This is a genomic window from Archangium sp. (genome assembly GCF_036388035.1).
Lineage (GTDB): Bacteria > Myxococcota > Myxococcia > Myxococcales > Myxococcaceae > Archangium.
In genome coordinates, this window is sequence record NZ_DASVSO010000604.1 from 1 (window position 1) to 24,423 (window position 24,423).

Here is a 24,423-nt window from a genome sequence, read left to right on the forward strand (position 1 = left end):
TCGCCATCGCCTCGGCCCCGGAGCCCTTCGCCACCCGGTGGGAGTTCCTCCTCAAGGGGGGCAGCCCGCTGGCGGACACCCTCATGCGGCTCCAGCCCGGGGCCCAGGTGTACAGCAAGCACCCCGAGGGCCGCGGCTTCCCCCTGTCCCTGGGACGGGGAAAGGACCTGCTGCTCTTCGCCACCGGCTCGGGCATCTCGCCCATCCGCTCCGTCATCGAGAGCATCCGCGCCGAGCGCGGCGCCTACGGGAAGGTGACGCTGTACTTCGGGGCGCGCACGCCCCAGGCCTTCGCCTACGAGGACGAGCTGCACCACTGGGAGGCGGCGAACATCCGCGTGGTGCGCACGGTGAGCCAGCGGGGCGCGAGCGGCTGGCAGGGCCTCACCGGCTACGTGCAGGAGTGCCTGGGCGAGGAGGCCGTGGAGGGCGCCCTCGTCTTCGTCTGCGGCCAGTCGGGGATGGTGCAGGGCGTCATCGACGCGCTGCGCACCCGCGGGGTGCCCCGCGAGGCCATCCACCTCAACTACTAGCGCCGCTCCACGGTGGGGGCGGCGTAGCGCACGGTGAAGAGCGCCGCGGCCGGGTCACTCTCCTGGTTGCCGGTGGCCTTCTGCGGCGTCCACGCGGCCACGCCCACCCGCCGGCCCTCCGGGCTGAAGCGCACCCGCCGCACGGACCAGCCGAACTTCCGCTCGGCCACGGGAGTCTCCTGACCCTCGCGCCACAGGTAGAGCCGCTTGTCCCAGCCGCCGCTGGCCAGCGCCCGGCCGTCCGGGGAGATGCCCGCGGTGGCCACCACGCCCCGGTGCGCCGTCCACTTGCGCAGCACCTGACCGGTGGCGGCGTCCACCAGCGCCGCGAAGTTGTGCGCGGAGGGCGGCTCGGCGAGGCCCTTCTTCTCGCGCTCGTAGATGGCGCGGGTGCGCTCGGCCCTGGACTCGGAGAAGGCCACGCCCAGGCGCCGCCCGGCCGCATCCAGCGTGACATCGTTGACGTGGGCCTCGAAGGTGAAGGTGGTGCGAGGCGCGAGCACCAGCCCCCGCCGCGCCTCCGGCCCCACCGGCGCGGGCGCCTTCAGGGTGAGGACGGCCTCGCTCGTGCTCTCGTCGAAGGCCACGTCGACACGCTCGGAGAAGGGCGCGCCGAGCACCCCCGCCACATCCTGGGGCAGGCACGCGTCGCACACCGCCACGTCCACGCCCTCCAGCTCCATGCCCTTGAGGCGCAGGCGCTGACCGCGGGCCACACGCGCCAGGTTGGCGCCGAGCGGCGTAGGCAGGGACACCGTCTCCTGCAGGAAGGCCGTGTCGATGCCGGCCGCCGCCGCCGCCTGCGTGCCGAGCACGATGGCGGGCGTGCGCGCATCCAACGCGAAGGTCACCGCCGACTTGCCGTTGACGGTGCCTCCCACCACGGCGAAGCCCCCGCGCCGCTCGAAGCGCAGCCGCGTCTGCTCGCGCCTCAGCACCTCCTCGCGCGAGTCGAAGACCTGGATGCGCTTGTCCCAGCCTCCCGAGTACAACGTCCCGTCCTGAGCGAAGGCGAGCGCGCTCACCCGGTCCGCGTGGGGCCGCGCCTCGAAGGAGAAGCCCAGGTCCGACACGCGCAGCACGGTGAGGAGCCCCCGGGCACTGCCCACCACGAGGGAGCCGCCCGTCGGGTGGAAGGCCACCGCGGTGAGGGGCTCGTCGGTGCGCAGGCTCGCCGTCCGCGCGCCGGTGGCCGCGTCATACAGGCGCACCATGCCGTCCCAGCCCGCGCTCGCCAGCAGCTTGCCGTCGGGCGAGAAAGCCAGGGCCTCCAGGTCGAACTCGGCGGGGTTGACGGACTGGTCCACCACGCGCGCCGGCGGGGGGCCCAGCGTCCAGAGGGCGAGCTGGTACTCGCGGGCGCCCAGGTGCGAATAGGCCACGCGCGAGCCGTCCTGCGCGAAGGCCAGCGTCCACACGAAGTCCTTGCGCTCCAGGACGTCGGCGTCCTCGAGCCCCTTCACCTCGCCCGCGAGGTACGCGCCGGGCGTGGACTCCAGGCGCGCGGAGATGTCCGGAGCCACTCCTGGCGCGTGCTGACACCCCGCCAGCGCCAGCAGTCCCACCATGGCCAGCGCGCGCGGCGCGGACGGGCTCATGAGCCCCCCAGCGCCGCTGTCTTCTCCGGCGGCACCTCGGTGATGCCCTTGTTGTCCACGGAGAGGATGAACAGGGGCTTGCGCGCCTCGCGCTTCTCGTCGAAGGACGTCTTGCCGGTGGCGCCGTCGAAGTCCTTCAGGTTGACCAGGGCCTCGCGGAACTCCCCGCGGCTCCTCGGCGCCTGCTTCGAGTCCATGATCTGCCGCACCATGCGCGCCGAGTCATACCCGTAGGCCTCCAGCAGCCCCGGGTCGCCGGGGTTCGCCTGCCGGTAGGCCTTCACGAAGCGCTGCGTGGCCGGGCGCTGCGAGTCCACGAAGAAGCCGTCCACGTACACCGAGCAGGTGACGAACTTGCCGCCGCGCTCGAGGAGCTCGGGCAGGCCGCTGGCGCCCTTGGCGCTGCTCCAGGCGTTGGTGCCCAGCAGCATCACCGTCTTGAGGTCCTTCTTGCCCGTCGTCTTGCGGATGCGCTCCACGTCGCGCGCATCGCACGCGTTGGTGACGATGTCCTCCACCGCCAGCGCCGGAGCCACCAGGCTCACCCGCTTCCACTCGTCCGGGAGGAAGATGGCGTCGAAGTCGATGATGGGCTCCACGTTGCCCTTGGCCTTCTCCATGGCCTTGCGCTTGCGGAACGCATCCATGCCGCTGGTCTGCTGCTGCACCTCGCGCACGCTCTCGATGTAGTCGAGCCGATCCTCCAGGTAGTAGCGGCCCACCAGCTTCTTGGCCTCGTTGGTGAAGGTGGTCTGGTCATGCGCGTACGCCTCGGCGCCGCGCACCTGTCCACCGTTCGCCGTCACGTGGTCCCAGAAGTCGTTGGCCAGCTCCACCCCGTACGGGAGGTTGGGGTAGAGCATCGCGAAGCTCTTGAAGCCCTTCTGCTTCATCGCGTAATCCGCGATGGCGCGAGCCTGGGCCTCGTTGGTGAGCATGTTGCGGAAGACGTAGGGCCCGATGTCGGTGATGCCCTCCAGGCGCGTGAGGGTGATGAGCGGCACCTGGAGCTCCTCGGCCACCAGCGCGGCGCGGCGCGAGTCGTCCGAGACGATGGGGCCCAGCACCACCATGGCGCCCTCGTCGAAGGCGAGCTGCTCCATGGCCTGGCCGGTGATGTTCACGTCGCCCTGGGTGTCCTTGACGACGAGCTCCACGTCGCTGCCCGCGAGGCCCAGCTTCACGCCGCGCAGCACCGCCTCGCCCACGGCCTTGTACTTGCCGGACATGGGCAGCAGGATGCCCACCGTCTTGGGGCGCACCTCCACGCGCCGGGTGGCGCGCGCGAGCAGCTCGCGCGCCTGGCCGGCGAAGGGGTGCGAGGGAGCCTCGGCCAGGAAACGGTTGAGCGTCTCCTCCAGGCGCGTCCAGTCACGCAGGTGGTAGTAGATGCGCGCCAGCTTGAAGGTCAGCACCGGCCAGGCGGGGTTGGCCGGGGACAGCTCGTCCATCACCTTCGCCACGTCCGTGAAGCCCGCGCGGCCCTCCACGAGCTGCTGCACCCGGGCCACCGCGGCCTGCCGCGCCTCGGGCGTCTGCGCGTTGCCGGCGAGGTCCACGGAGATCTGCAGCGCCTGCCCGAAGAGGCCCGCCTTCTCGGCGGCCTTCGCGGCGTCCTCGAGGAGCTGGAGGCGCTCGGGGCCCTCGGCGCGCTCGGCGAGGCTGTAGAGCGTCTGGTACGCGTCGCGGTAGGCCCCCACCTCCAGCGCGGCGCGGCCCAGCCGGCGCTTGGCGTCCGGAGCCTGCGGGTGGAGCGGGTTCTCGAAGAGCAGCTCGTTGAAGGTCTTGCGCGCGTTGACGTAGTCCTGCGAGTCGTAGAAGACCACGCCAGCGCGGTAGAGGGCCTCCTGGCCCGCCGTCGTCTCCGGGTAGGCCTTGCGCACGGCCAGGAAGGACTCGGCGGCCTGCTTGCGCGGCAGTGTCTCGGCCTGCTGGACGGCCTGGGCGAGCGCCTCATCGGCTCGCGCATCCTTCCGGGCCTCCACGGAGGGCTTCTTCGGGAAGGGGTCGCCCTGGGGGACGTCTTGGGTGTTTCCGGTGCTGGAAGACGTGCCGGTCGAGTTGCCGGTCGAGGTGCCCCCGCCCGTGGCGGAGGGCGTCTTGCAGGCGGACATCAACAGCGTCAGCGCCAGCAGCAGCGCGCGGCGCGGAGAGGGACGGACATCCATGGTGTGGGTGTGCATAGCAGTGGGCCGGGTCTCCGTCGACAGTCGAGCGGGGGGAACATTCCCCTCGTCGGCGGATGGGTCTTGCACCCGACGTGCCTCCCTTGACTCCGAGTAAACCCAGAAGCCGCGCGGGCTGAACGCGGGCCGTGGGCCACGGTGCTGTGGCCCGGAGTGCTCGCCCGCCCGGGGGACGGCGGGGAAGCACCCCACCCGGCTAGCCTGGACGGCGAGCCACCGCGAGGTCCCGCAGGCCCTGGGCGCCGTTGAAGCAGAGGCGGATGTCCGACAGGCCCGCCGCGCGGAGCATCCCCTCCAGCTCGTCCGGCGTGAAGTTGTCGCCCCCGGTGCTGAGCAGCATGAAGAGCGACAGGAGCGCGGGCAGCAGGGGCCCCCGCCGCTCGGGGTGGAACAGCGTCTCGCTCACGAGCAGCAGGCCCCCGGGGCGCAGCAGGCGCACCGCTCGCGCGAGGACGCGGGCGCGCTCCTCGGCCACGAAGTCGCCAATCACCCCCGACAGCAGCACCGCATCCGCCGGTGCGAGGGAGCCGCTCAGGTCCTCGCGCAGGTCCGCCGTCGTGCAGCGGATGCGCTCGGAGAGCCCGGCACGCGCGATGCGCCCGGCGGCATGGGCCCGCGCGGGGGGCGTGTCGACGAGCTCGATGGACAGGTGCGGCACCGCCCGCGCCAGCTCGAGGGCCACCTGTCCTCCGCCGCCCCCGAGGTCCACGAGCCGGTGCACCCCGGAGAAGTCCACCTGCTCGGCGATGAGGCGCCCTACCCCACGGCTGGCGCTGTCCATGGCCCGCATGAGGAGCGCGTACTCGTCCGGGTGCCGGGCCAGCTCCGAGTACGGGTCCCCGGCACGGCGCGCGGGGTCCACGAAAGGCCAGTGCTCGAATTGTGGGCGGCCCGTGCGCACGCCCGCGTCCAGGTGCGCGAAGAGCGAGTCGACGTGACGGCGCTGGTGGAGGAGGAAGGGCACGAGCGAGTCCTCTCCACCGGAGGTGAGCGCCGCGGCCGCCAGGGGGCCGTTGCGGAAGCGCGGGCCCTCCTCCTGCTCGACGAGTCCGAGCGCCACGAGGGCCGTGAGGAGGCGCCGCGCCCCGTCCACGGAGATGCCCGCGCGGGTGGCCAGCGCCTCGGCGTCGAGCGCTCCGGCCGCCAGGTGGTCGAAGAGCCCCAGGTCCACCGCCGCGCCGAGCACCGAGCCCAGCAACGGCGCGCAGGCGAGCAGTTGGAGGGTGGCCGGCGTACACGGCACCGGCTCGCCTCGAAAGTCGAGCGTCGCCCCACTCATCGCCGTGTCAGGCGCGCGAGCTCGTCGATGACGCGGTCGCACTCCTGCTCCGTGTTGCAGGGGTGGGGTGAGACGCGGACTCCCGCGCCCGGCCGGGTGTCGATGTCGATGCCGAGCGCGGCCATGCGCTCGACGACCGAGGACCCGTCCTCCAGGTCGAAGCAGAGCATCCCGCCGCGCCGCTCGGGCTCGTGCGGCGTCTTCACCGAGAGCCCCGCGTCGAGCGCCCGGGCCAGCATCCGGGTGGTGAGCGCCACGTTGCGCGCCCGCAGCCGCTCCACTCCCGCCTCCAGCACGAAGCGCAGCCCCGCGCGCGCCGTGTAGATGGGCTCGAGGGCGGGCGTCCCCTGCTGGAAACGCGCACCACCCGGTGCGGGCTCATAACGCTCCGCGAACCCGACCATCTCCCGGTGGCCGATCCACCCCGGGTAGGCGGGCAGCAGCCGCTCGGCCAGCGAGGGCCGCACGTACAGGAAGGCGAGCCCGGTGCCGCCGCCGCCCAACCACTTGTGGGTGCCGCCCACCACGACGTCCGCGCCGAGCCGCCGCACGTCCACGGGCACCACCCCCACGGCCTGGTACGCATCGAGGACCACGAGGGCCCCCGCGTCATGCGCCGCCTTCACCACCGGCACGACGTCCAACAGCGCCCCGGTGCGTGGAGACACCAACGACAGCGCCACGAGGGCCACCCGCTCGTCCAGGTGCCGGAGCACGTCCTCGGGCCGCAGCGCCACCCCGTCCTCGGGCCGCACTTCCTCGACGGAGAAGCCGCGCCGCACCTGCGCGGACCACAGGTAGCGCGAGGAGTGGAAGTCGAGGGCGCTGAAGAGGATGCGGTGGCGCTCCGGCCGGGGCGTCACCGCGGAGGCGATGGCCGCCTGTGCCGCGGTGGCACTCTCCCGGAGCGCCACCGAGCCCGCCTCCGCGCCGAGCAACTGCTCCAGCAGGCCGATGAGCTCGGCCATGCGCTCGAGCCACAGCGGGATGGAGCGGCTGCGCAGCCCCAGCGTCCGGGCGTACTCGAAGAGGTCCGCGTACGCCTCGGCGGGCATGGGGCCGAGGCACTGCGTGGCGAAGTAGGTGCGCTCGGAGAAGATGGGGAAGCGGGCGCGCAGCGCGCCGAAGTCGAGGGCGCTCATGGGTAGCACTGGCGGTAGAGCGCGTCGAAGAAGGCGCGAGATGCGGTGGCCACGGCCTTCGCCCCGCGCCACGCCGCCTCGCTGCCCGCGCCGGAGGGGATGAGGCGGGCGATGTCCATCGACTCGTCGGCGTGCTCCACCTCCAGGTTCTCGTGCAGGTGCAGCCACTCCAGCGCCGAGGGGGGAATCTGCGTCTGGCGGCGGAACTGGTCCGCGATGACCGTGTCCACCTGCTTGCCGTAGACCTCGACCACGAGGCTCGCGCCCACGCCCTCGTACGGCTCGGCCGTCACGTAGCAGCGCTCCAGCTCCTCGCCGAGCGCGAAGCCCGGCGCGAGCACCTCCTCCGTTTCCGGCGGAGCCCAGGGCGCGAGCACCTCGAACATGCGCTCGAAGAGACCCCGGTGGGCACGCGTGAAGTCCCCATCCCCCAGCTCATCGTTGAGCTGCTTGGCCAGCACGCTCCGGATGCACTCGTCCCCGACGCGCGCGGTGAGCCACGCCAGCCGGCGCGGGAACTCCCGGGTGATACCCACGCGGAAGTTGGCCAGCACGCGCGCCAGGACGTCCAGCCGCACCGGCTCGCGGCGCATCCGCGCGAAGAACGGATGGTCCGCGAGGGAGTGCGCCTCGAAGTGGTCGACAATCCCCGTCGCGGGCCGGGTCTCCTTCATCGGTCCCGCGCTCCGCTGTTGCATCATCCCGTAGGTCTCCGGCGAGAAGTACACGGTGACACGGGGCTTTCCCTGCCACCGCACGGCGGCATAGGTGTGGATGCCCGCGCCGGCCTCCAGCGGACGGCGAGCACAGGCCTCGAGCGCCCCCAGGTACGGGGCCGTGGCGAGCCCCTGCTCCTTCAGGTAGTCGACGAGCCGCTGGCGGATCTCCTGGTCGTCGCGCGCGTGGTGCGCCACGGGGAAGTAGGCCGTCACCGCCTTGGGCCGCGCATCCGACGGGTCCGTGAAGCTCAAGCACGTCACCGGCCCCTTGCCGCCATAGGGTCCCTCGCCACCGCCCGCCATCTGGCGGCAGAACGCGGAGACGACGCCCGGCTGGTGGTGGCGCGCCACCGCGCACACCTCCTCGAGGAAAGCGGCGGTCGGCTGGTAGTGGCGCAAGTAGAGCTTCGCCCGTGCGTCGGCGCGCGAGGACAGGTCGAGCGCGAAGTAGACGACCGCGTCCAGGCCCTCCTCGCGGCGGCTCAGCACCTCGGCCACCGTGGCCCAGGCCTCGTGGAAACCAATCCGATCCAGCGCCTCCTGGGTGAGCCGGGCCGCGCGACCCGGGCCGTGGGCCAGCAGGTTGAAGTACACCTTGAAGTCCACCGGCTGCCCCGGGCTGAAGGCCGCCGAGTGCCACGCGACGAAGCGGCCCTGGGCATCCTCCGGCATCAGCAGCGACTCGAGCGCGCGCAGCCGCTCGACGTTGACGCCGTGGTGGCGCGCGAGCTCCTCGTGCAGGCGCAGGCTCGCGGCCCGGTTGGAGGAGAGCGAGGGCGACGCATCCATCGGCTCCACCAGCACGCGAAGCTGGGGTCCCTCGGCGTCGAGCGCGATGGACAGCTCGAAGGGCGAGTGGTCGTCACACACGTCCGAGGGCCAGGGGGGAGCCCCACCGGCTGGCACCTCTCGCCAACTCGAGGCGAGGGTGAGGAAGACCTCCTGCATCGCCTGCGTGGCGGGCGCGTCGAAGCCCAACGTCCGTGCGAGCGCCGTCAGCCGCTCACGCCCCGAGGTGATGAGCGTTCCAGCGAGACCCTTCTCCCGCATATCTCCTCCTCAAAAAGGACGCGGGGGTGGCCCTCCGTTCCAAGCAGAACGGCGTGCCATCCCCCGCGGCGACTCGTTTGCTCAATACATAAAGCTCATCGCGTGTGGCTGTCTATGAGCGGTGGTCGCACCACCGCATCAGCTCACACGAGCCGAGCAACCGAGTTGCGGATAGCGAGAGAGTACCGAGGGAAGCGTGGAGCCAGCGCCTCGAGGAGAGCCAGGAGATTTCCTGACTCTCCCCGCACGCTGAAAGGAATCATCCAGACTCGCCATCGCGGCTGTCACCGCGATAGGAATTATCCAGAATCCAGACTTCCGTCCGAACGTCAGACAACAAACGTCACGCACTCGCGGAGGCTGGGGTCATCATGACCACCGCTGGGGTCACCGCGACCCGGCGAGGCTGAAGGGCGCGGCGCAGCTTGGCCACCAGCACGTCGGGATTGACCGGGTAGGTGAGGACGTCATCCGCGCCGGCATCCAGCCCGGCCTCCACCAGCCCGGGGTCCTCCGGAGGCGCCAGCACGAAGATGGGCAGCGAGGCGGTGTCCGCCGCGGAGCGCAGCGAGCGCGTGAGCCCGGCGCCGTCTCCGTCCGGCAACCGCGAGGCCACCACCAGCGCCTGGCTGCCCTGCGAGAGCAGCACGCGCACGCGAGCGGCGGAGTCGGCGAGCACCACCCGCACCCCGTCCGCGAGGAAGCGCGCCTGGAGGGCCGAGGCCCGCGCCGCGTTGGGCTCGGCGAGCACCACCGTGTGCGAGACACTGTCGCCCAGCACCAGCTCCATCACCTCCGCGGAGAGAGCTTCCAGGGCGGGCGCGGGCAGCTTGCCCTCGGCCCGCAGCTTGACGAGCGACTGCGACGCGGTGGAGGCCGCGGGAGAAGCCGTCCCCGCCACCTCGAGCAGCGCCACCGCCGCGGCCAGGGCCAGCGCGTCCCGGCTGCTCTTGGCGGACAGCGGCGGAGCCTCCCGGGTGCAGGCGCTGATGAGGTCGGCCAGCTCGCCCGCGTCCCGGCCGAGGATGGCGCGCATTGCCTCGCACGAGGGCCGGATGAAGCGATCCTCCGACTCCTGGAAGGCCGCGAGCGCCACCGCGTAGGCCACCGCCGAGGCCCGCTCGGCCTCGGTGCGTCCCGCGCCCAACCGGCGCGCCACGCGCCGGGCCAGCTTGGCGAGCGAGGCACCCTGCACGCCCACTCCCCCCAGCTCGGCGAGCGCCGCGTCCACCACCCGCGCGTGCAACCGCGCCGCGCGGCTCAACGGACCGGCCTCGCCACCGAGCGCCTCGGCCAGCGAGGGCAGCACGCGCACCTCCATGGTGGGCGCCACCCGCATCAACCGGGCCACCAGGGCCGGTGCGTCCGGGACGGTGTCCGCGGCCACCAGCGCCACCTCGGTGCCACCGAGGGCCACGGCCTTCTCCACGTCCGCGGCGCCGCTGCCCGAGGCCGCCACGCCCTGGCGCGTGAGGAGCCGCACCGCCGCGTCCCGCAGCTCCACGTCGTCCGTCACCACCAGCATGGTGCGCGCCAGCGAGGCGGGCGCGAGCGTCGGAGGAGGCGGCGCGGGGGCCGGCTCCGCCACGGGCGGCGGAGGCGCGGGCGGCGGCGCGGGGACGGCCTTCACCTCCTCGAAGGCGGACTCGTCCAGCAGGCGCTCGCGCGTGCGGGTGTGCTTGTCGGCGAAGGGGGTGACGCCTGCCTCCGCCTCCGAGCCCGCCAGCGGCATGGAGTTGGACCAGTCATCCATCTGGTCCGGGTCATCTCCCCGGTAGAAGCGGCCGATGGCGCGGCGGATGGCGCCCTCGGTGGCGTAGATGCCGCGCACGGGGCTGCCGGTGACGAACTTCAGCTCGTCCAGCCGGGCCAGGTCGCGCGGCTCGCGCATGGCGCACACCAGCTCCTTGCCCTGCTGGGCCACCAGCACCGACTCGAGCCGCTCGGCCTTCTCCAGTGGCAGCAACGCCAGCAGCGCCTTGGGCACCGGCATCGTGCGCAGCACCTTGTCCGAGACGAAGGGGATGCCGCCCTGCTCACTCAGCATCCGGACCACGTCCTCCTCGGTGATGAGGCCCTCGGCGACGAGCAGCTCGCCAATGCGCCCGCCGGTGCGCTTCTGCCGCTCCAGCGCGCCCTTGAGCTGCGTCTCCGTCAGCTTGCCGGCGGCCACCAGCATCTCGCCCAGCTTGCGGCGCGCCGCGCGCATCACGCGCGTGGGCACCGGCATGGCCAGGGAGGAGGCCCCCCCGGACGCCGCGCGCGCCGGAGGCGGAGACACCGTCGTGAGGGGGGAGGCCCCCACGCCCGGCTGCGTCATCGCGCGCGCCGCGAGCGGCAGCGGCGGCGGCACCTGCATGGTCAGGGACGTGCCCGGCGGCGGAGGCGGAGGCGCCCGGCCCGGGTCCGTCAGGGCGCGCATGGGCGTCGAGGGCGTGCCCGGACGCGGTCCCCCCGGGAAGGGCGGGCGCGAGCGCACCGAGGTGAGCGTCTGCGGGCGCTGCAGCCCCGCGTCCGAGCCGAGGCGGATCTCCTCGCCCCGCACCTCGGTGGAGCCCTCCAGCGGCGAGCGGCGCTCGGGGAAGCAGCGCCCGAAGAGGGCCGCCACGTCCTGCGGGCCCACGCGCAGCCGGTGGTCGAAGAGGAAGTTCTGCAGCGCGTCCGAGATGTCGCGCGCCCGCTGGAAGCGCGCCGTGGGGTTCTCCGCCAGCGCCCGGGTGACGATGCTCCAGAGCGCCGGAGGCACACCCGGCACTGGCGCGAGGCTCTTCACGTCGAACTGGGCGATGTTGCGCAGCGTGGCGAAGTAGTCCGCGCCCCCGAAGAGCTGCTTGCCCGCGAGCAGTTCGTACAGCATCAGGCCGATGAGGAAGAGGTCCGCGCGCTGGTCCACCTCCAGGCCCTTCACCTGCTCGGGCGCGAGGTAGCCCGCCTTGCCCTTCACCACGCCCACCTGGGTGCCATTCTGGGCGTTGGCCGCCTTGGCGATGCCGAAGTCCGCCAGCTTCACCTCGCCGCTGCTGGCCACCATCACGTTGGACGGGTTGACGTCGCGGTGGATGATGTTGAGCGGCCGGCCCGCGGCATCCGAGCGCCCGTGCGCGTACGCCAGGCCCTCCGTCACCTGCTGGACGATGAAGCACACCTCGCGCATCCCCAGCGGCACCTGGTGGGACGCCGCGCCGCGCTGCACGGCCCGGAGGTTCTCCCCGTCCACGAACTCCATCACCATGTAGTACTGGCCGCTGATGGAGCCCAGGTCGAACACCTGCACCACGTTGGCGTGCTGCAGGCACACCGTCAGCTTCGCCTCCCGCAGGAACAGCTCGATGAACTCCCGATCCTGCGCCATCGACGGCAGCACACGCTTGACCGCGACCGGCTTCTCGAAGCCCTCGGCCCCGACCACCTTGGCCAGGAACACCTCCGCCATTCCGCCTGCCGCGATCTTGCGGATGAGTCGGTATGTGGCCATGCCGGCACCTCCCCCATCTCCCTGGTTGCGTGCTCGGTATGGGCACGGGGGGGCGCATCGGTGAGTGCCCATCGCCGCCGGACGTGATGAACGTCCACCCCACGGCACTCGGACGCCAGCTCACGCCCCCGCGCCGTTCACGGGCGATCACCCGTCTGCGACTTCGGGGACGGTGGGGCCCTCTGCGGCACGGGGGCAGGTGGCGGTACATGCCCCTGCATTCCGGCAGCTCCACGGGCCCGCGCTTCGCGGAGGATCAGACACATGAAGAGGGCCGACGGTGGAGTCCGGAGACCCACACGTCGGCCCTGGTGCCGCACCGCGCGAGCGCGGTTCTCAGCCGAAGAGCTCGCGCACCTTGTCGAAGAAATTCTTCGACTGCGGGTGCGCATCTTCCCCACTCACCTCGGAGAACTTCTCGAGCAGCTCGCGCTGCTTGGACGACAGCCCCGTGGGCGTCTCCACGATGACGCGCACGTGCTGGTCCCCGCGCTGCCCGCTGTGCAGGTGGGGAATGCCCTTGCCCTTGAGGCGGAAGACCTTGCCCGACTGGGTCCCCTCGGGGACAGGCAGCTTCACCTTGCCGTCCAGCGTGGGCACGTCGATCTTCGCCCCCAGCGCCGCCTGGGTGAAGGAGATGGGCACCTCGCAGAAGACGTCGTAGTCCTCGCGCTGGAAGAGCGGGTGCTCGCGCACGATGACGGACACGTAGAGGTCGCCCGGAGGCCCGCCCCGGTCACCCGGCTCGCCCAGGCCGCCCAGCCGCACCCGCGTGCCGCTGTCCACGCCCGGCGGGATGTTGATTTCGATGGCCTCCTCGGACGCCACCTTGCCCGAGCCCTTGCACTTGGCGCACGGGTCCGGCACCACCGCGCCGGTGCCGCTGCAGTCGGTGCACGGCCGCGACACCGCGAAGAAGCCCTGGGTGAAGCGCAGCTCGCCCGAGCCTCCGCACGTGCCGCACGCCTTGGGGCCCGCCCCGCTCTTGCTGCCCGTGCCCGTGCACGTCTCGCACTTCTTCGGGCGCGGAATCGTCACCTTCGGCCGGCAGCCAAAGGCCGCCTCCTCGAAGGAGATCTCCAGGTTGAAGCGCAGGTCCGAGCCGCGGTTGCTCACCCGGCCCCGGCCCCCCCGCCCCCCGAAGATGTCTCCGAAGATCTCCCCGAAGATGTCGTTGATGTTGACGCCCTGGAAGCCGCCGAACGGATCTCCGCCCGCGGCACCGCCCACGCCCGCATGACCGAAGCGGTCGTAGCGCGCCCGGCGATCCGGATCGCTCAGCACCTCATAGGCTTCGGAGGCCTCCTTGAACTTCTCCTCGGCCGCCGCGTCCCCGGGGTTCCGGTCCGGGTGGTACTGCAGGGCGACCTTTCGGAACGCGCTCTTCAAATCCTGCGCCGAGACGGTCTTCTGGACCCCGAGTACCTCGTAATAATCGCGCTTCTGACCCGCCGCCGCTGGCATTGCGTTCAAACCCCTGGATTTATTGAACTTTCTACGCTCGCGTAGTCTTCGAAATCACTATAACGCAGGCGAGAGTCCAGGCAATCCGGGCCCGCCCCGAGGAACGGAGCGGGCCCCTGGTTCGAACGCTCGACAACGGAAGGCTCAGACCGTCCAGACGCGGTTGGCCGTCAGCTCCATCCGAGCAAGCCGCCGCTTGAGGACCTGGTCCACCGCGCCCCGTGGAGCCCACTTGGGGATCACGAAGTGCAGCTCCGCGTTGTAGAGCTTCGCGGCACTGGACAGCAGGCTCCAGCGGTTCTCGGTGACGGGGTCTTCCACCATGTTCGGAGTGACGATCTCCAAGATGATGGGAGTCCGAGCCGAGTCGGATTGACGACAGGTGAAATCTGGCCGGTGATCCTCGATGGTGCCCGAGAGGACGGGCGGTGGCATGAATCCGGGCAGTCGGGCTTTGATGTCCGTGCAGCCAATGGTTCGGAAGTACTCCGCCATCAGCCACAGGAGCCGACGGCGCTCTTCTTCCTCCACCACCGGCTCACACCCCGGATTGAACAGCGCCTCTTTCCCTGTGTTGTGTGTGTCCATGGCTGAGGGAAAGCTGACCGCCGCTTCCCGGCGGAGCAATGAAAGGGCCAAAGACCGGTAATCGGTGGGCAGCAGGGCAGGCAAGGGAGCGAGAGCCTTTGCCGGGCGGCGAGCAGGGTGCGAGAGTGCGCGCTCCGCCGTGGCCCCCCGACCCTCTTCGCACGTCTATCTCCGCCTGCTGGGCTACCTCCGTCCCTATCGGCGCCTGCTCGTCGCGGGCGTGGGGGCCTCGCTGGTCACCGCCGTCGCCACCTCCGCCTACGCCTGGCTCGTGGGGCCACTGCTGCGTGCCGTCCTCACGGGCGCCCCGGTGGAGCTCGCTGGCCTCACCCTGCCGAGCACGCGGCTGCTCGGCCTGCTGCCCCTGATGGTGGTGGCGGTAGCGGCCGTGAAGGCCACGGCGGCCTTCTTCCAGGGCGGATGGATGCAGCGGCTGGGCCAACGGGTGATGGCGGACCTGCGCGGCTTCCTCTACTCGCGGCTGCTCGCCCAGCCGCCCGCCTTCTTCGAGCGCCAGCACTCGGGTGAACTCCTCACCCGCTTCACCGCGGACGTGCCGTTGGTGGAGTTCGCGGTGACGCAGGCGCTCACGTCCTACGTGAAGGACGGGCTCCAGATTCTCGCGCTGCTCACCACCTGCTTCCTCATCGACGCGAAGCTCTTCCTGCTCACCTTCGTGGTGATGCCCCTCACGGTGCTGCCGGTGCGCAGCTTCGCGCGCTCGCTGAAGAAGGTGGCCAACCGCTCGCAGACGAGCCTCGGCGCCCTCACCGCGCTCACCGCCGAGCAGCTTCAGGCCCTGCCCGTCGTCCAGGCCTATGGCGGCGCGCCGCGGGCCCTCGGGGCCTTCGAGGCCGAGTCGGCGCGCTACCTCAGGGAGATGCGCCGCTCGCTCTTCCTGCGCGGGGCGTACAGCCCCACGGTGGAGGTGATGGGGATCCTGGGCGTGGCGGTGGCGGTGGCCTGGGGCGCCCGGGCGGTGTCGGTGGACCCGGCGCTCTCCGGGCGGCTGCTCTCCTTCATCGCCGCGGCCCTGCTGCTCTACCAGCCGGTGAAGTCCCTCAGCGGCACCCTCTCCCAGGTGATTACCGGCCTGGTGAGCGCCGAGCGCCTCTTCGCGCTGGCCGACGCGCCGGTGGCCCCGGACGAGGGCGAGGAGGCCCCGCCCCTCACCCGCGCGCTGGAGCTGGAGGGGGTGCGCGCCACCTACCCGGACGGCCGCGAGGCCCTGCGCGGGGTGGACGTGACGGTGCCGGCGGGCGCCCGCGTGGCGCTGGTGGGCGCCTCGGGCGCGGGCAAGACGACGCTCTTCTCCGTGCTGCTGGGCTTCGTGCCCCCGAGTGGCGGCACGCTGCGCTGGGACGGCACGCCGCTGTCCCGGCTCAAGCCCTCGAGCGTGCGGGCCCGGATGGCGTGGGTGCCCCAGGAGCCGATCCTCTTCTCCGGCAGCGTGCGGCACAACCTGCTGCTGGCCCGGCCCGAGGCCACCGACGCGGAGCTGTGGGAGGCGCTGCGGCTGGCCCATGGGGAGGACTTCGTGCGCGCCCTGCCGGGTGGACTCGACGAGCCGGTGGGTGAGCGCGGTGCGCGGCTGTCCGGCGGACAGCGGCAGCGCCTCGTGCTGGCGCGGGCCTTCCTGCGCCGCCCCTCGGTGCTGCTGCTGGACGAGCCCACCAGCGCCCTGGACGCACAGAGCGAGGCCGCCGTGAGCGCGGGCCTGGCGGCGCTGATGAAGGGCCGCACGGTGCTCGTCATCGCCCACCGTCTCTCCACCGTGAGAGACGCGGACCTCATCGTCGTCCTGGATGCGGGCCAGGTGGTGGAGGCCGGTACCCACGCGGAGCTCGTCGCCCGGGGCGGACGCTATGCCCAGCTCCTCGGCGAAGGCGCCGTGGCCGCCTGACGTTCGAGCGCCCGCTCCCCCGCCTGTCCTCCGGCACGATGCTTGCTTGGCGTGTTCTCCGCCAGGCAGGCAAGTCACACTTTTGGACCAAAACTGGAAATCCCGGCGGAGAGTGTATAAACCTCCAGGCATGCTGGTCCCCGCAAAGCTGAATCCCCTGCCTGGTCTCGCCCTCGCCGCCCTGCCCCCCGTGGCGGTCCTGGGCTTCGGTCTCGCGTTCCTCTCCTTCGTGGGAGGCAGCGCCGCGGTGTGGCGCATGGCGAATGCCGCGGGCTCCTACAGCCTGCTGATGGTGGCGGCCATGGTGGGCGTCACATGCCTGCTCTCGTGGCTGCTGTGCATGGGCCTGTCGGGACGGCACGCGCCGCTGGTGGCCCTGGTGGGACTGGCCACGCTGCCCTGGTTCGTCGGCATCGCCGGGACGGAGGACGCGGTGGAGCGGGTGCTGGCGGCCCTGCCGGAAGTCGGCGGCGGCAACGCGCTCGCGGTGCTGGTGGCGGGCACGGGCGAGGCCATGGTGACGCGCCTGCTGGGCGCGTGGACGAGCGCGGCGCTGCTGGTGAGCGTCTCGGTGGGACTCGTCCTGCTGCGCGAGGAGGCGGCGCTCTCGGGCGAGGGCGCGGGCCGACTGCTGGGCGCCGGGCTGGGGCTGGTGCTGGGCGCCATCGCGCTGCTGGTGGCGCTCGAGGCGCACCAGCTCTTCGAGCTGCTCACCTCGCTGGCCACGCAGGCGCCGGAGTCCCGGGCCGGGCTCATCCTCGCGGGCACCCGGCAGCTCACGCAGTGGCAGGAGCTGCGCTCGGCGACCCTGGGCGCGCTGGGTGTCCTGGCGCTCGCGCTCGTGTGCTGGCAGCTCTTCCTCCACCCGGAGGCCATTGGACAGTGGGTGGGCAGCATGGCCCTGGTGGTGCTCGCCGCGGCCGTGCTGATGCTGGACGCGCACCCGCTGCGGCTCGCCGCCCAGGGGGCACGGCAGCCGGACCTGGCGCACCTGCTGCTGTCGGCGCCGGTGCACAACCAGGCGCTCAGCGCCCTCCCCTCGGTCAAGCTCCCGGCGCGGGGCCTGCACTCCGCGCGGTAGGCGCGCGGGCCTCCAGGGGCCTCAGACGATCCACAGCAGCAACGCCACGCCCACGATGAGGCCCAGCCCGAGGACGATGAGCATCGTCAGGCCCTCGGTCTTCTGCCGACGGAGCATCACGGGGTCGATGAACGGCTCCGGGGCCGGCAGCGAGGACGGAGCGACGGGAGCGGGGGCGTGAGGCGAAGTCCTCGGGGGAGCCGGGGCCCCCGGAGCGGGAGCGAACCCCCCGGGGGCGGGAGCCGCGGCGGCGGCGCCTCCGGAGAGCACGAGCCCCTGGCGCGCGAGCGCGAGCACCCGCTGGATGTGGAGGATGTAGCGATCCTCGCCCTGGTAGTTCTCGAGGGCGAGCGCGGCGCGCAGCAGCCGGGCGGGAACGAGCTGGGCGTCCGGGTGGACGACGCTGGTGTCGGCGCGCGCGGCGCCCTCCTGCTCCACGCGGCCGGTGCGCAGGCCCACGCCGCTCGTCCACACGCAGTGCTCGTCCAGCAGCGTCAACTCCTGGCGCTGGACGCGCCCCTCGCCATCCACGAAGGAGAGCAGCTCCGCGCCGTGGTTGGACAGGTGCCAGACGGAGCGCTGCCCGTCGTCACCCGGAGGGCCTTCCATGGGACGCGCCTGGAACAGCGCCAGGATCGCGGCCTTCACTCTCTCGGACGACGGTTCGCTCATGTACGGCGGGCGAGCCTAGGACCGGACGCGGGCAAACGGAAGCGCGCGTGTCCAGGACAGGACGGGTCGGGCATGCCGCTGACCCCCTGGCCGGTCTGCGCGAGACAACCCGGGCGAGGGAGCGTGGGCGTCCCTATGCTTGGGCCTGGAGGCATCGCCTGGCACGGCGAAGGCCACGTGCCTCGCCGCCGTCCGGGCGCTACGGTGTGCACCTCATGAGTCGCTCTCGCTCCAAAGGAATGGATTTCGTCCGCCACTTCGAAGGCGCGCCGGTGCTCGACGGGCTGCTGGAGCTCGCGGGCACTTCGCACGACAGCCTGACGGTGCTGGCCCACATGCGGCAGGCCCACGCCGAGGGGCGCCCCTCGCAGGAGGTCATCTCCGACCTCTTCGAGAAGGAGCCGCGCTTCGGCTCTCCCGAGCTGGCCCGCCGCCTCTTCCAGAACCTGCTCGGGTTGTGGGACCTGGTGGAGGAAGGCAAGCCGGTGCGTCTGGAGGACGGGCCGCGTCCCCCGCGTCCGAAGAAGGAGAAGGTCCCGGCGCCCCCGGCCTTCGCCCCGGGCGAGCCGGACACGGCATTCGTGGAGGCCGCCTGGCGTTACCTGGAGGACGACGAGAAGGCGCGCACCCGCCTGCACGATGCGTTCGAAAACAAGCAGGACGCGCTCCTGGGTGAGCTTGACGCCGCGGGGCTCACGGACGAAGGATATGGCGCTGCCCGCCACCTGCTCTTCGAGCTGCACGCCATGCTGGAGCTCGGCTGGCCGCAGGGACTGGCGAGCGTGGCGGCCAAGGCGATGGAAGACTCGGGCACGGAGGTTCCGCCAGTGCCCGCGGCCCTCACCGCGTACGCGGACGAGGCGCTGTTCGAGGCGGAGCAGGACGAGGAGCACCCCCTGGCACCCGAGGAGCTGACGAAGGTCCGCACCCTGGTGAAGCGCGGCATGGCGGCGCTGTGGAGTGCTCGGAAGGGAAAGTGATGAATGGCACGTGACAAGGACGATGGGGGCGGCGGGGGCTTCTCCGGCAAGCGGACGAAGAGCTGGCGGGAGATCGACGCCGGGCGCGGCAAGGGCCGAGGCCACACCTCCCGGCAGGACGACCCCGCGCAGCAGCGCATCGAGCGCAGCGCGTCCTACCAGAAGTACAAGGCGGCGGCGGACGCGCTCTTCACGGGCGGCGAGCTGCCCGAGGGGCTGGCGAAGACCTTCGACCCCGAGGGCAAGCGCAAGGCGCAGAAGCAGGCCATGCAGAAGCTGATGGAGTCCGCCGAGGACCCGCGGGCCTGGGCCCAGGGCGTGCTGGACTACCTGGAGAAGTACCCCGAGCTGCCCGACGACCCGTACTTCCTCGACAGCCTGCTGGGCCACCCCCGCGAGCGCATCGCGGACAAGGCGCTGGGCAAGCTGGAGGGGATGGAGGCCGAGGGCAAGCTGGTGAAGGCGAAGCTGCCCAAGAGCCTGGACCAGCGACTCAAGGGCATCGAGCTGACCAGCTCGGACCCGGACACGCAGAGCCGGGCCAAGACGCTGCGCGAGAAGCTGCGCGCCTGAGAGCGGCAGCGCGCGGGGGGCTCATCGCTCCCGGCGCGCCTCCACCTAGTTCAGCGCGGCGAGCGCGCGGCGGTAGTACGCCTCGCGATCGGCGAGCCCGTTGTAGCCACCGTTGATGCGGCGGGTGAGCTCCCGGAAGTTGCCGGAGTCCGCGTAGCTGTTGAGGTTGCGCGAGTTCCAGAACCAGGCGGCGGTGCGGAAGCCCACCTCGGGGGTGGCGGCCTGACGGGGGTTGTTCACCAGGTCCAGGCCCAGGGCCCGGCCGGCGGCGGCGTAGTTGGAGCGGCCGGTGAGCTGGATGGGGCCACGGCCCTTGAAGCGCACGCCGTCGCCCGGCTGCGTGTTGCCCAGGTCCCGGCGGCCCTCGTACGCGGAGCCCGAGGCAATCTCCTCCATGTAGCGCAGCCCGCCGCTCTCGTGCCCGAGCTGCGCGAGGAAGGCGGCCTGGCGCTTGGGGGTGTTGATGCCGGCCTCGGCCATGGCGCGGTTGATGTGCGGCAGGTACTCCTTCGCCTTCGCCGCCGACAGGTTGGGCATGATCTGCCGCAGCTGGGCCTCGGAGACGCCCCTGCCAGGAGCCGCGTTGCTCGGACCCGAGACGGGGCCCGCGCTCTGGGGGCCACTGGTCGTCGGATTGCGCCCCGCCGTCGGCCTGCCCGTCGGCGCGGGCTCGAAGCTGTCGCGCGAGCCGGGGATGTTGAGCTTCTTCCCCGTGATGATGAGGTCGGGGTTCTTGATGTTGTTGGCCTTGGCGAGCTGGCCAACCGTGGTCCCGTACTTCCTCGCGAGCGCCGAGAGGGTGTCGCCACGACGGATGGTGTGGATGCTCATTTGGAAGGACCCGCGAGAAAAGGGGGGAGAAATGTGGAGTAAAGCTCTCCCCTCCATTCTCGCGGCGAGCGAAACCGAGTTGCTTGGGGGCGAGAAAATCTAGCGGTTGATGACGAAGCCGCAGGCGGCGTCGAGCACCACCTTCGCCCCCGCCAGCGCCGTCAGCAGCCGCTCGTAGTGGGTGCGCTCGGCGGCGAGCTGACCCTCCACGGCCTCGGCCTCCAGTCCCTGGTGCGTCAGCGACAGCCGCATCCGCTCCAGCGCCCCGTCGCGCTCGGCTTCAATCGCCTTGCGCGCCCGCGTCTGGAGCTTCTTCAGCTCGGCCTCGGCGGCCTGCTGCGCCACCGGCACGCCGGTGTCCACGAAGGCGCCAAAGCCCGGGAAGAGGCGCAGCACCTCGTCGCCCTTGAGCGCCTTGCCCTCGGCCTCCAGCGCGGGCAGCACGGCCGTGTCCGCCTTCGGGCCGGTGGGGCCCTCCACCACCGCCACGTGCACCAGGGTGCGCTCCAGGAAGCGGGCGATCTGCCGGCTCGGCACGCGCGCGCCCGGCGAGGTGTCCTCGGGCTCCGGCATCTGCACGTGGTAGAGCAGCTCCAGGCCCCGCGCCTTCATCGGCCCGCGCCTCTCGATGAAGCGCGCCCCGCTGCGCCCGTACGGCCCGTCGCGCAGGAAGCCGAACAGCGCCTCGACGATGGGGTGGCCCGTGGCGAAGTACTCCAGCTCCTCGGCCTCCACCGCCGTGTCGCGCCAGAAGGTGCCCAGCACCGTCCGGTCCTCGGTGATGTCGATGCCCGGCAGGCCCTCCACCTTCAGCGCGTGGCCGAAGTGCAGCGCGCACTGGAAGGCGTCCACCTGCTCGTCCGTGTCCACGCCGATGCCCACCCGGCGCGCCAGCTCCGTCACCGACTCCTCGAGCCGCTCGTCCAGGTCGCGCGCCACGCTCCACAGGCCTTCCTCGAGGGTCGACTCGTCCTCCTCGTCGGCCTCCACGCCCATGCGCTCCTGGGCGCGCGTCACCAGCCGCGCCACCGCCTCGCGGTCGAACGAGCGGATGTCCAGCAGCGGGTCATACGCGCGCTTCACCTGCGCCCGCGCCGTCTCCACCCGCGCCTTCAGCTCCGAGGCGTACGCCATGCGCGACTCGCGCGGCAGCAGCGCCAGCTCGGTGAGCCGCTCCTCCACCTCCTCCAGCACCGCGTCCAGGCCGCCCACCGTCTCGCCGAAGACGCCCACCGCGTCCGCCAGCAGCATCAGCACGTCCGAGGCCAGCGTGCCCGCCGGGTCGAAGACGTGGATTTCCACGGGGTGGTTCTGCCCGATGCGGTCCAGGCGGCCAATGCGCTGCTCCACCGTCGCCGGGCTCCACGGCAGGTCGTAGTGCACCAGGTGGTGCGCGAACTGGAAGTTGCGGCCCTCGCCGCCCACCTCGGTGCACAGCAGCACCTTGGGGCCCTCGGGGTCGCGGAAGCGCGCCACCTGCCGGTCCCGCTCCACCATGGGCAGGTCGCCATGGTAGGCGAGCGCTTCAATCCCCTCGCGCCCCAGCTCCGCGCGCAGGTTCTCCAGCGTGTCCCGGCTCTCGGTGAAGACGAGCACCTTGGCGCTCGGCTCCGAGCCCCACACCCCGCGCAGCACCTCCAGGAAGGCGCTGAACTTCGCGTCACGCGCGGGCAGCTTGAGGCTGCCGGCCACGCCGGCCAGGGCCTTGTTGGTGCGCAGGGCCTCGCCGAAGGCGGCGGGGCTGGACTCCAGCCGGCGCAGCAGATTGCCCAGGGGCGCGCCGCGCAGGGTGGAGTCCGCGAGCGCGGCCAGGGCGGCGTCGCGCGTCTTCAGCTCCTCGGCGGACAGCGTCACCGGGTGGCGGTGCAGGCGGCGCGTGGAGAAGCCGCCCACCACCGCGCGCCGGTTGCGCACCAGCCGGTCCGACAGGCTGTATGTCTCCGCCAGGTGCTGGAGCAGCGCGTCTCGCTCCTTCAGCCCCGCGAGCTTCGGGTCCTCCGGGAAGCGCGCGGCCAGGGCCTTCACCGCGCCCGCCGCGTCCTTGCCCTCCAGCAGCCCGCGCACCGCCGTGCTCAGCTCCTCCTGGCGCGCCAGCCGCTGCTCGAAGCCCTTCACCGTGGGCGCCGTCGCCGCGTCGATGAGCGTGAGCAGCCCGTGGTACTCGGCCGGATCCAACTGCATCGGCGTCGCCGTGAGCAGCAGCAGGCCCCAGCTGTTGGCCGCCAGCCCCTCGGCGGCCTCGAAGGCCTTCTCGCCCTTGAGGTGGTGCGCCTCGTCGATGATGACCAGGTCCCAGAAGGCCCCCTCGTCGGCCACGGCCTCGCGGTGCTCCTCGCCGCGCGCGAGCATCTCCAGGCTCGTCACCACCAGCGGGAAGCGCGCCCACGGCGACACCGTGGGCAGCTCCTTGAGCGACTGCGCGTAGCGCTCCGAGTCCATCAGCGTGAAGAGCTGGTTGAACTTGTGGAACAGCTCCACCAGCCACTGCACGGTGAGGTGGCTGGGGGCCACCACCAGCACGCGCCGGGCGAGCCCCGACAGGCGCAGGGCGCTGAACACCATGCCCGCCTCAATCGTCTTGCCCAGGCCCACCTCGTCGGCGAGCACGAAGCGCGGCCGGCGCGCGCTCAGCACGCGCTGCACCACGCCCACCTGGTGCGGCTTCACCATCACCCGGCTGGCCAGCAGCGCGCCCAGCGCGTCACAGCGCCGCTCGTCGTCCAGCACCAGCGCCTGCTTGCGCAGGGCGAAGGCGCGCGCATCCCCCACCCGGCCCTCGCGCAGCGTGGAGAGCAGATCCGAGCGCGGGGCGAGCGCGTGCACCTCGGACTCGGGCATCTCGTCCTCCTCGCCCGTGTCCGCGTAGCGGATGACGTAGCGGCGCAGGCCGCGGCCGCCCTCCTCCTCGCCGATCACCGTGGCCCGCCGGCCCTTGGCCGTCTGCACGGGCTCCCCCTTCATCAGCGCGTGGGGCACCAGGGCCCCGCCCTTGGTGGACACCAGCACCGGCTCCCCCTCCCGGGCAGGGAAGAGGACGAGCGCCTTGGCGCCCGCATCCTCGATGGAGAGGAGGTGCCCCACGCCCCAATCGGGCTGGGGGAGGTAACGGACCTTGTTGCCTGGAACGAGGGACATGGTCGGAAGCGAGCCCTTCGACTGGGAAAGGAAAAAAGAGGGTTCGCTCATAACCTCGGGAGGCCCCCCTGGCCATCCCGCGAACCCCGCGAATTTCGGCCCGGCCTCGTACTCCGGGGCGATGCGCCTGTCATCTATCGGACGCGGACCTGTCCGCGAGGGTGATTTCTCGACAGGCACGCCCCGGGCAAGGTGCACGGGCCTGTGACCCCGGACTCGGGGCCGCTGGGGGGGAAGCCACATGCCGCCAAGTCATCCGATCGCGCCGCGCGCCGGCGCGAGCCTGCTCTTGTCGACGCTGTCGATGGGAACCGTGTTGGGGCTGCTGCTCCTGGCCCCGGGTCCCCTGCCCTCGCTGGACCCGAGGGCCAGCGGGCTCCGGCTGCTGGTGATGACGACGGGCTTCGTGGCGCTGGCGCTGGGGTGCGCGCTGGGCTGGACGCTGCGGCAGACGCTCCACCCCGAGCCGCCCCACCCCGCGGCGCTGACCCAGGAGAACGCCCGGCTGCGCGCCCAGGTCCAGGCCGCCCTGGAGCTGGTGGGGGTGGCCGCGCACGACCTGGGCAACCCCCTGACGTCGCTCCAGCTGCGCCTGCACCGGCTGCGCGGCCAGCTGCCCCCGGACGCCCGCGCCCTGGAGGCCCTCGCCAAGGCCGAGCGCGAGACGCGCCGCATGGGCCTGCTGCTGCACGACCTGCTGGACCTCTCGCGGCTGTCCGCGGGCCGGCTCGAGCTGGCGCTGGGGGAGCTGGACCTGGCCGCCCTCACCCGCGAGGTGGCCGAGCGCTTCGCCGATCAGGCCGCCGCCGCGGGCACGCCCCTGGTGGTCCACGCGTCGGGCCCGGTGCGCGGCCGGTGGGACCGCCAGCGCCTGGACCGGGTGGCCACCAACCTGCTGAGCAACGCCCTCAAGTTCGGCCAGGGCCAGCCCATCGAGGTCCACGTCCTCGCCGAGGGCTGCCGCGTGCGCCTCGAGGTGCGCGACCACGGCAGGGGCATCCCTCCCGAGGCGCAGGGGCGGCTCTTCGGCCGCTTCGAGCGGCTGGGTGATACCGGACAGCCCGGCACCGGGCTGGGCCTCTACATCGTCCGCCAGCTCGTGGAGGCCCACGGCGGCACCATCCGCGTCTCCAGCCGTCCCGGGGCCGGCTCCACCTTCACCGTCGAGCTGCCGCAGTTCTCCGCTTGACGTGCCGTGTCTCCTGACGCGGTGC

The 24,423-nt window shown here is 72.2% G+C and carries 17 protein-coding genes; 6 read left to right on the forward strand and 11 right to left on the reverse strand.

Annotated features, from left to right (window positions below; genetic code table 11):
* The coding region (locus tag VF697_RS24680; protein WP_331099038.1) for an NAD-binding oxidoreductase at nucleotides 1–533 on the forward strand (533 nt) is incomplete at its 5' end.
* Here VF697_RS24680 and VF697_RS24685 read toward each other — a convergent pair.
* The 8 genes from VF697_RS24685 to VF697_RS24720 all read right to left on the reverse strand — a co-directional run bounded on the left by VF697_RS24685 (nucleotide 530) and on the right by VF697_RS24720 (nucleotide 14,034).
* Nucleotides 530–2,131, reverse strand: a complete 1,602-nt coding sequence (locus VF697_RS24685) for a WD40 repeat domain-containing protein (protein WP_331099040.1) — start codon at nucleotides 2,129–2,131, stop codon at nucleotides 530–532. The genes VF697_RS24680 and VF697_RS24685 overlap by 4 nt on opposite strands.
* Nucleotides 2,128–4,314, reverse strand: coding sequence for a penicillin-binding protein activator (locus VF697_RS24690; protein WP_331099042.1), 2,187 nt, complete (start codon nucleotides 4,312–4,314; stop codon nucleotides 2,128–2,130). Before VF697_RS24690 ends, VF697_RS24685 begins: the two co-directional genes overlap by 4 nt.
* A 199-nt stretch (nucleotides 4,315–4,513) precedes the next feature.
* Nucleotides 4,514–5,596 (reverse strand): methyltransferase, encoded by a 1,083-nt coding sequence (locus VF697_RS24695; protein ID WP_331099044.1) that lies wholly within the window; start codon nucleotides 5,594–5,596, stop codon nucleotides 4,514–4,516.
* Nucleotides 5,593–6,738, reverse strand: coding sequence for an aminotransferase class V-fold PLP-dependent enzyme (locus VF697_RS24700; protein WP_331099046.1), 1,146 nt, complete (start codon nucleotides 6,736–6,738; stop codon nucleotides 5,593–5,595). The genes VF697_RS24695 and VF697_RS24700 overlap by 4 nt, the downstream gene beginning before the upstream one ends.
* Nucleotides 6,735–8,507 carry a tryptophan dimethylallyltransferase family protein gene (locus VF697_RS24705; protein WP_331099048.1) on the reverse strand — a complete coding sequence of 591 codons (1,773 nt, stop codon included), beginning with the start codon at nucleotides 8,505–8,507 and terminating at the stop codon, nucleotides 6,735–6,737. Before VF697_RS24705 ends, VF697_RS24700 begins: the two co-directional genes overlap by 4 nt.
* Before the next feature lie 343 nt (nucleotides 8,508–8,850).
* On the reverse strand, nucleotides 8,851–11,982 hold the full coding sequence (locus VF697_RS24710; protein WP_331099050.1) for a protein kinase domain-containing protein: 3,132 nt from the start codon (nucleotides 11,980–11,982) through the stop codon (nucleotides 8,851–8,853).
* Nucleotides 11,983–12,318: 336 nt separating this feature from the next.
* The gene (dnaJ, locus tag VF697_RS24715; RefSeq protein ID WP_331099092.1) at nucleotides 12,319–13,446 is read right to left on the reverse strand and encodes a molecular chaperone DnaJ; all 1,128 of its coding nucleotides are present in this window, start codon (nucleotides 13,444–13,446) and stop codon (nucleotides 12,319–12,321) included.
* 144 nt (nucleotides 13,447–13,590) lie between these two features.
* The gene (locus VF697_RS24720; protein ID WP_331099051.1) at nucleotides 13,591–14,034 is read right to left on the reverse strand and encodes a hypothetical protein; all 444 of its coding nucleotides are present in this window, start codon (nucleotides 14,032–14,034) and stop codon (nucleotides 13,591–13,593) included.
* Between the two features lie 139 nt (nucleotides 14,035–14,173).
* Between VF697_RS24720 and VF697_RS24725 the strand changes: the two genes are divergently transcribed.
* Both VF697_RS24725 and VF697_RS24730 read left to right on the forward strand, forming a co-directional pair.
* Nucleotides 14,174–15,937 carry an ABC transporter ATP-binding protein gene (locus tag VF697_RS24725; RefSeq protein WP_331099053.1) on the forward strand — a complete coding sequence of 588 codons (1,764 nt, stop codon included), beginning with the start codon at nucleotides 14,174–14,176 and terminating at the stop codon, nucleotides 15,935–15,937.
* A gap of 130 nt (nucleotides 15,938–16,067) precedes the next feature.
* A complete protein-coding gene (locus tag VF697_RS24730; RefSeq protein WP_331099055.1) occupies nucleotides 16,068–17,018 on the forward strand; it encodes a hypothetical protein in 951 nt (316 codons plus the stop codon).
* 21 nt (nucleotides 17,019–17,039) lie between these two features.
* Here the strand turns inward: VF697_RS24730 and VF697_RS24735 are convergent, their stop codons facing one another.
* A complete protein-coding gene (locus VF697_RS24735) occupies nucleotides 17,040–17,666 on the reverse strand; it encodes a hypothetical protein (protein ID WP_331099057.1) in 627 nt (208 codons plus the stop codon).
* 239 nt (nucleotides 17,667–17,905) lie between these two features.
* Between VF697_RS24735 and VF697_RS24740 the strand changes: the two genes are divergently transcribed.
* On the forward strand, nucleotides 17,906–18,670 hold the full coding sequence (locus VF697_RS24740) for a hypothetical protein (RefSeq protein WP_331099059.1): 765 nt from the start codon (nucleotides 17,906–17,908) through the stop codon (nucleotides 18,668–18,670).
* Nucleotides 18,671–18,673: 3 nt separating this feature from the next.
* Nucleotides 18,674–19,243: a hypothetical protein gene (locus tag VF697_RS24745; RefSeq protein WP_331099061.1), complete on the forward strand. Its 570-nt coding sequence runs from the start codon at nucleotides 18,674–18,676 to the stop codon at nucleotides 19,241–19,243.
* 45 nt (nucleotides 19,244–19,288) lie between these two features.
* Here VF697_RS24745 and VF697_RS24750 read toward each other — a convergent pair whose 3' ends face one another.
* Together VF697_RS24750 and VF697_RS24755 are read right to left on the reverse strand one after the other, a co-directional pair.
* Nucleotides 19,289–20,074, reverse strand: a complete 786-nt coding sequence (locus VF697_RS24750) for a LysM peptidoglycan-binding domain-containing protein (RefSeq protein ID WP_331099063.1) — start codon at nucleotides 20,072–20,074, stop codon at nucleotides 19,289–19,291.
* A 99-nt stretch (nucleotides 20,075–20,173) separates the two neighbouring features.
* Nucleotides 20,174–23,209: a helicase-related protein gene (locus tag VF697_RS24755; protein WP_331099066.1), complete on the reverse strand. Its 3,036-nt coding sequence runs from the start codon at nucleotides 23,207–23,209 to the stop codon at nucleotides 20,174–20,176.
* A gap of 241 nt (nucleotides 23,210–23,450) precedes the next feature.
* Between VF697_RS24755 and VF697_RS24760 the strand changes: the two genes are divergently transcribed.
* A complete protein-coding gene (locus VF697_RS24760) occupies nucleotides 23,451–24,398 on the forward strand; it encodes a HAMP domain-containing sensor histidine kinase (protein ID WP_331099068.1) in 948 nt (315 codons plus the stop codon).
* Nucleotides 24,399–24,423 lie beyond the last annotated feature (25 nt).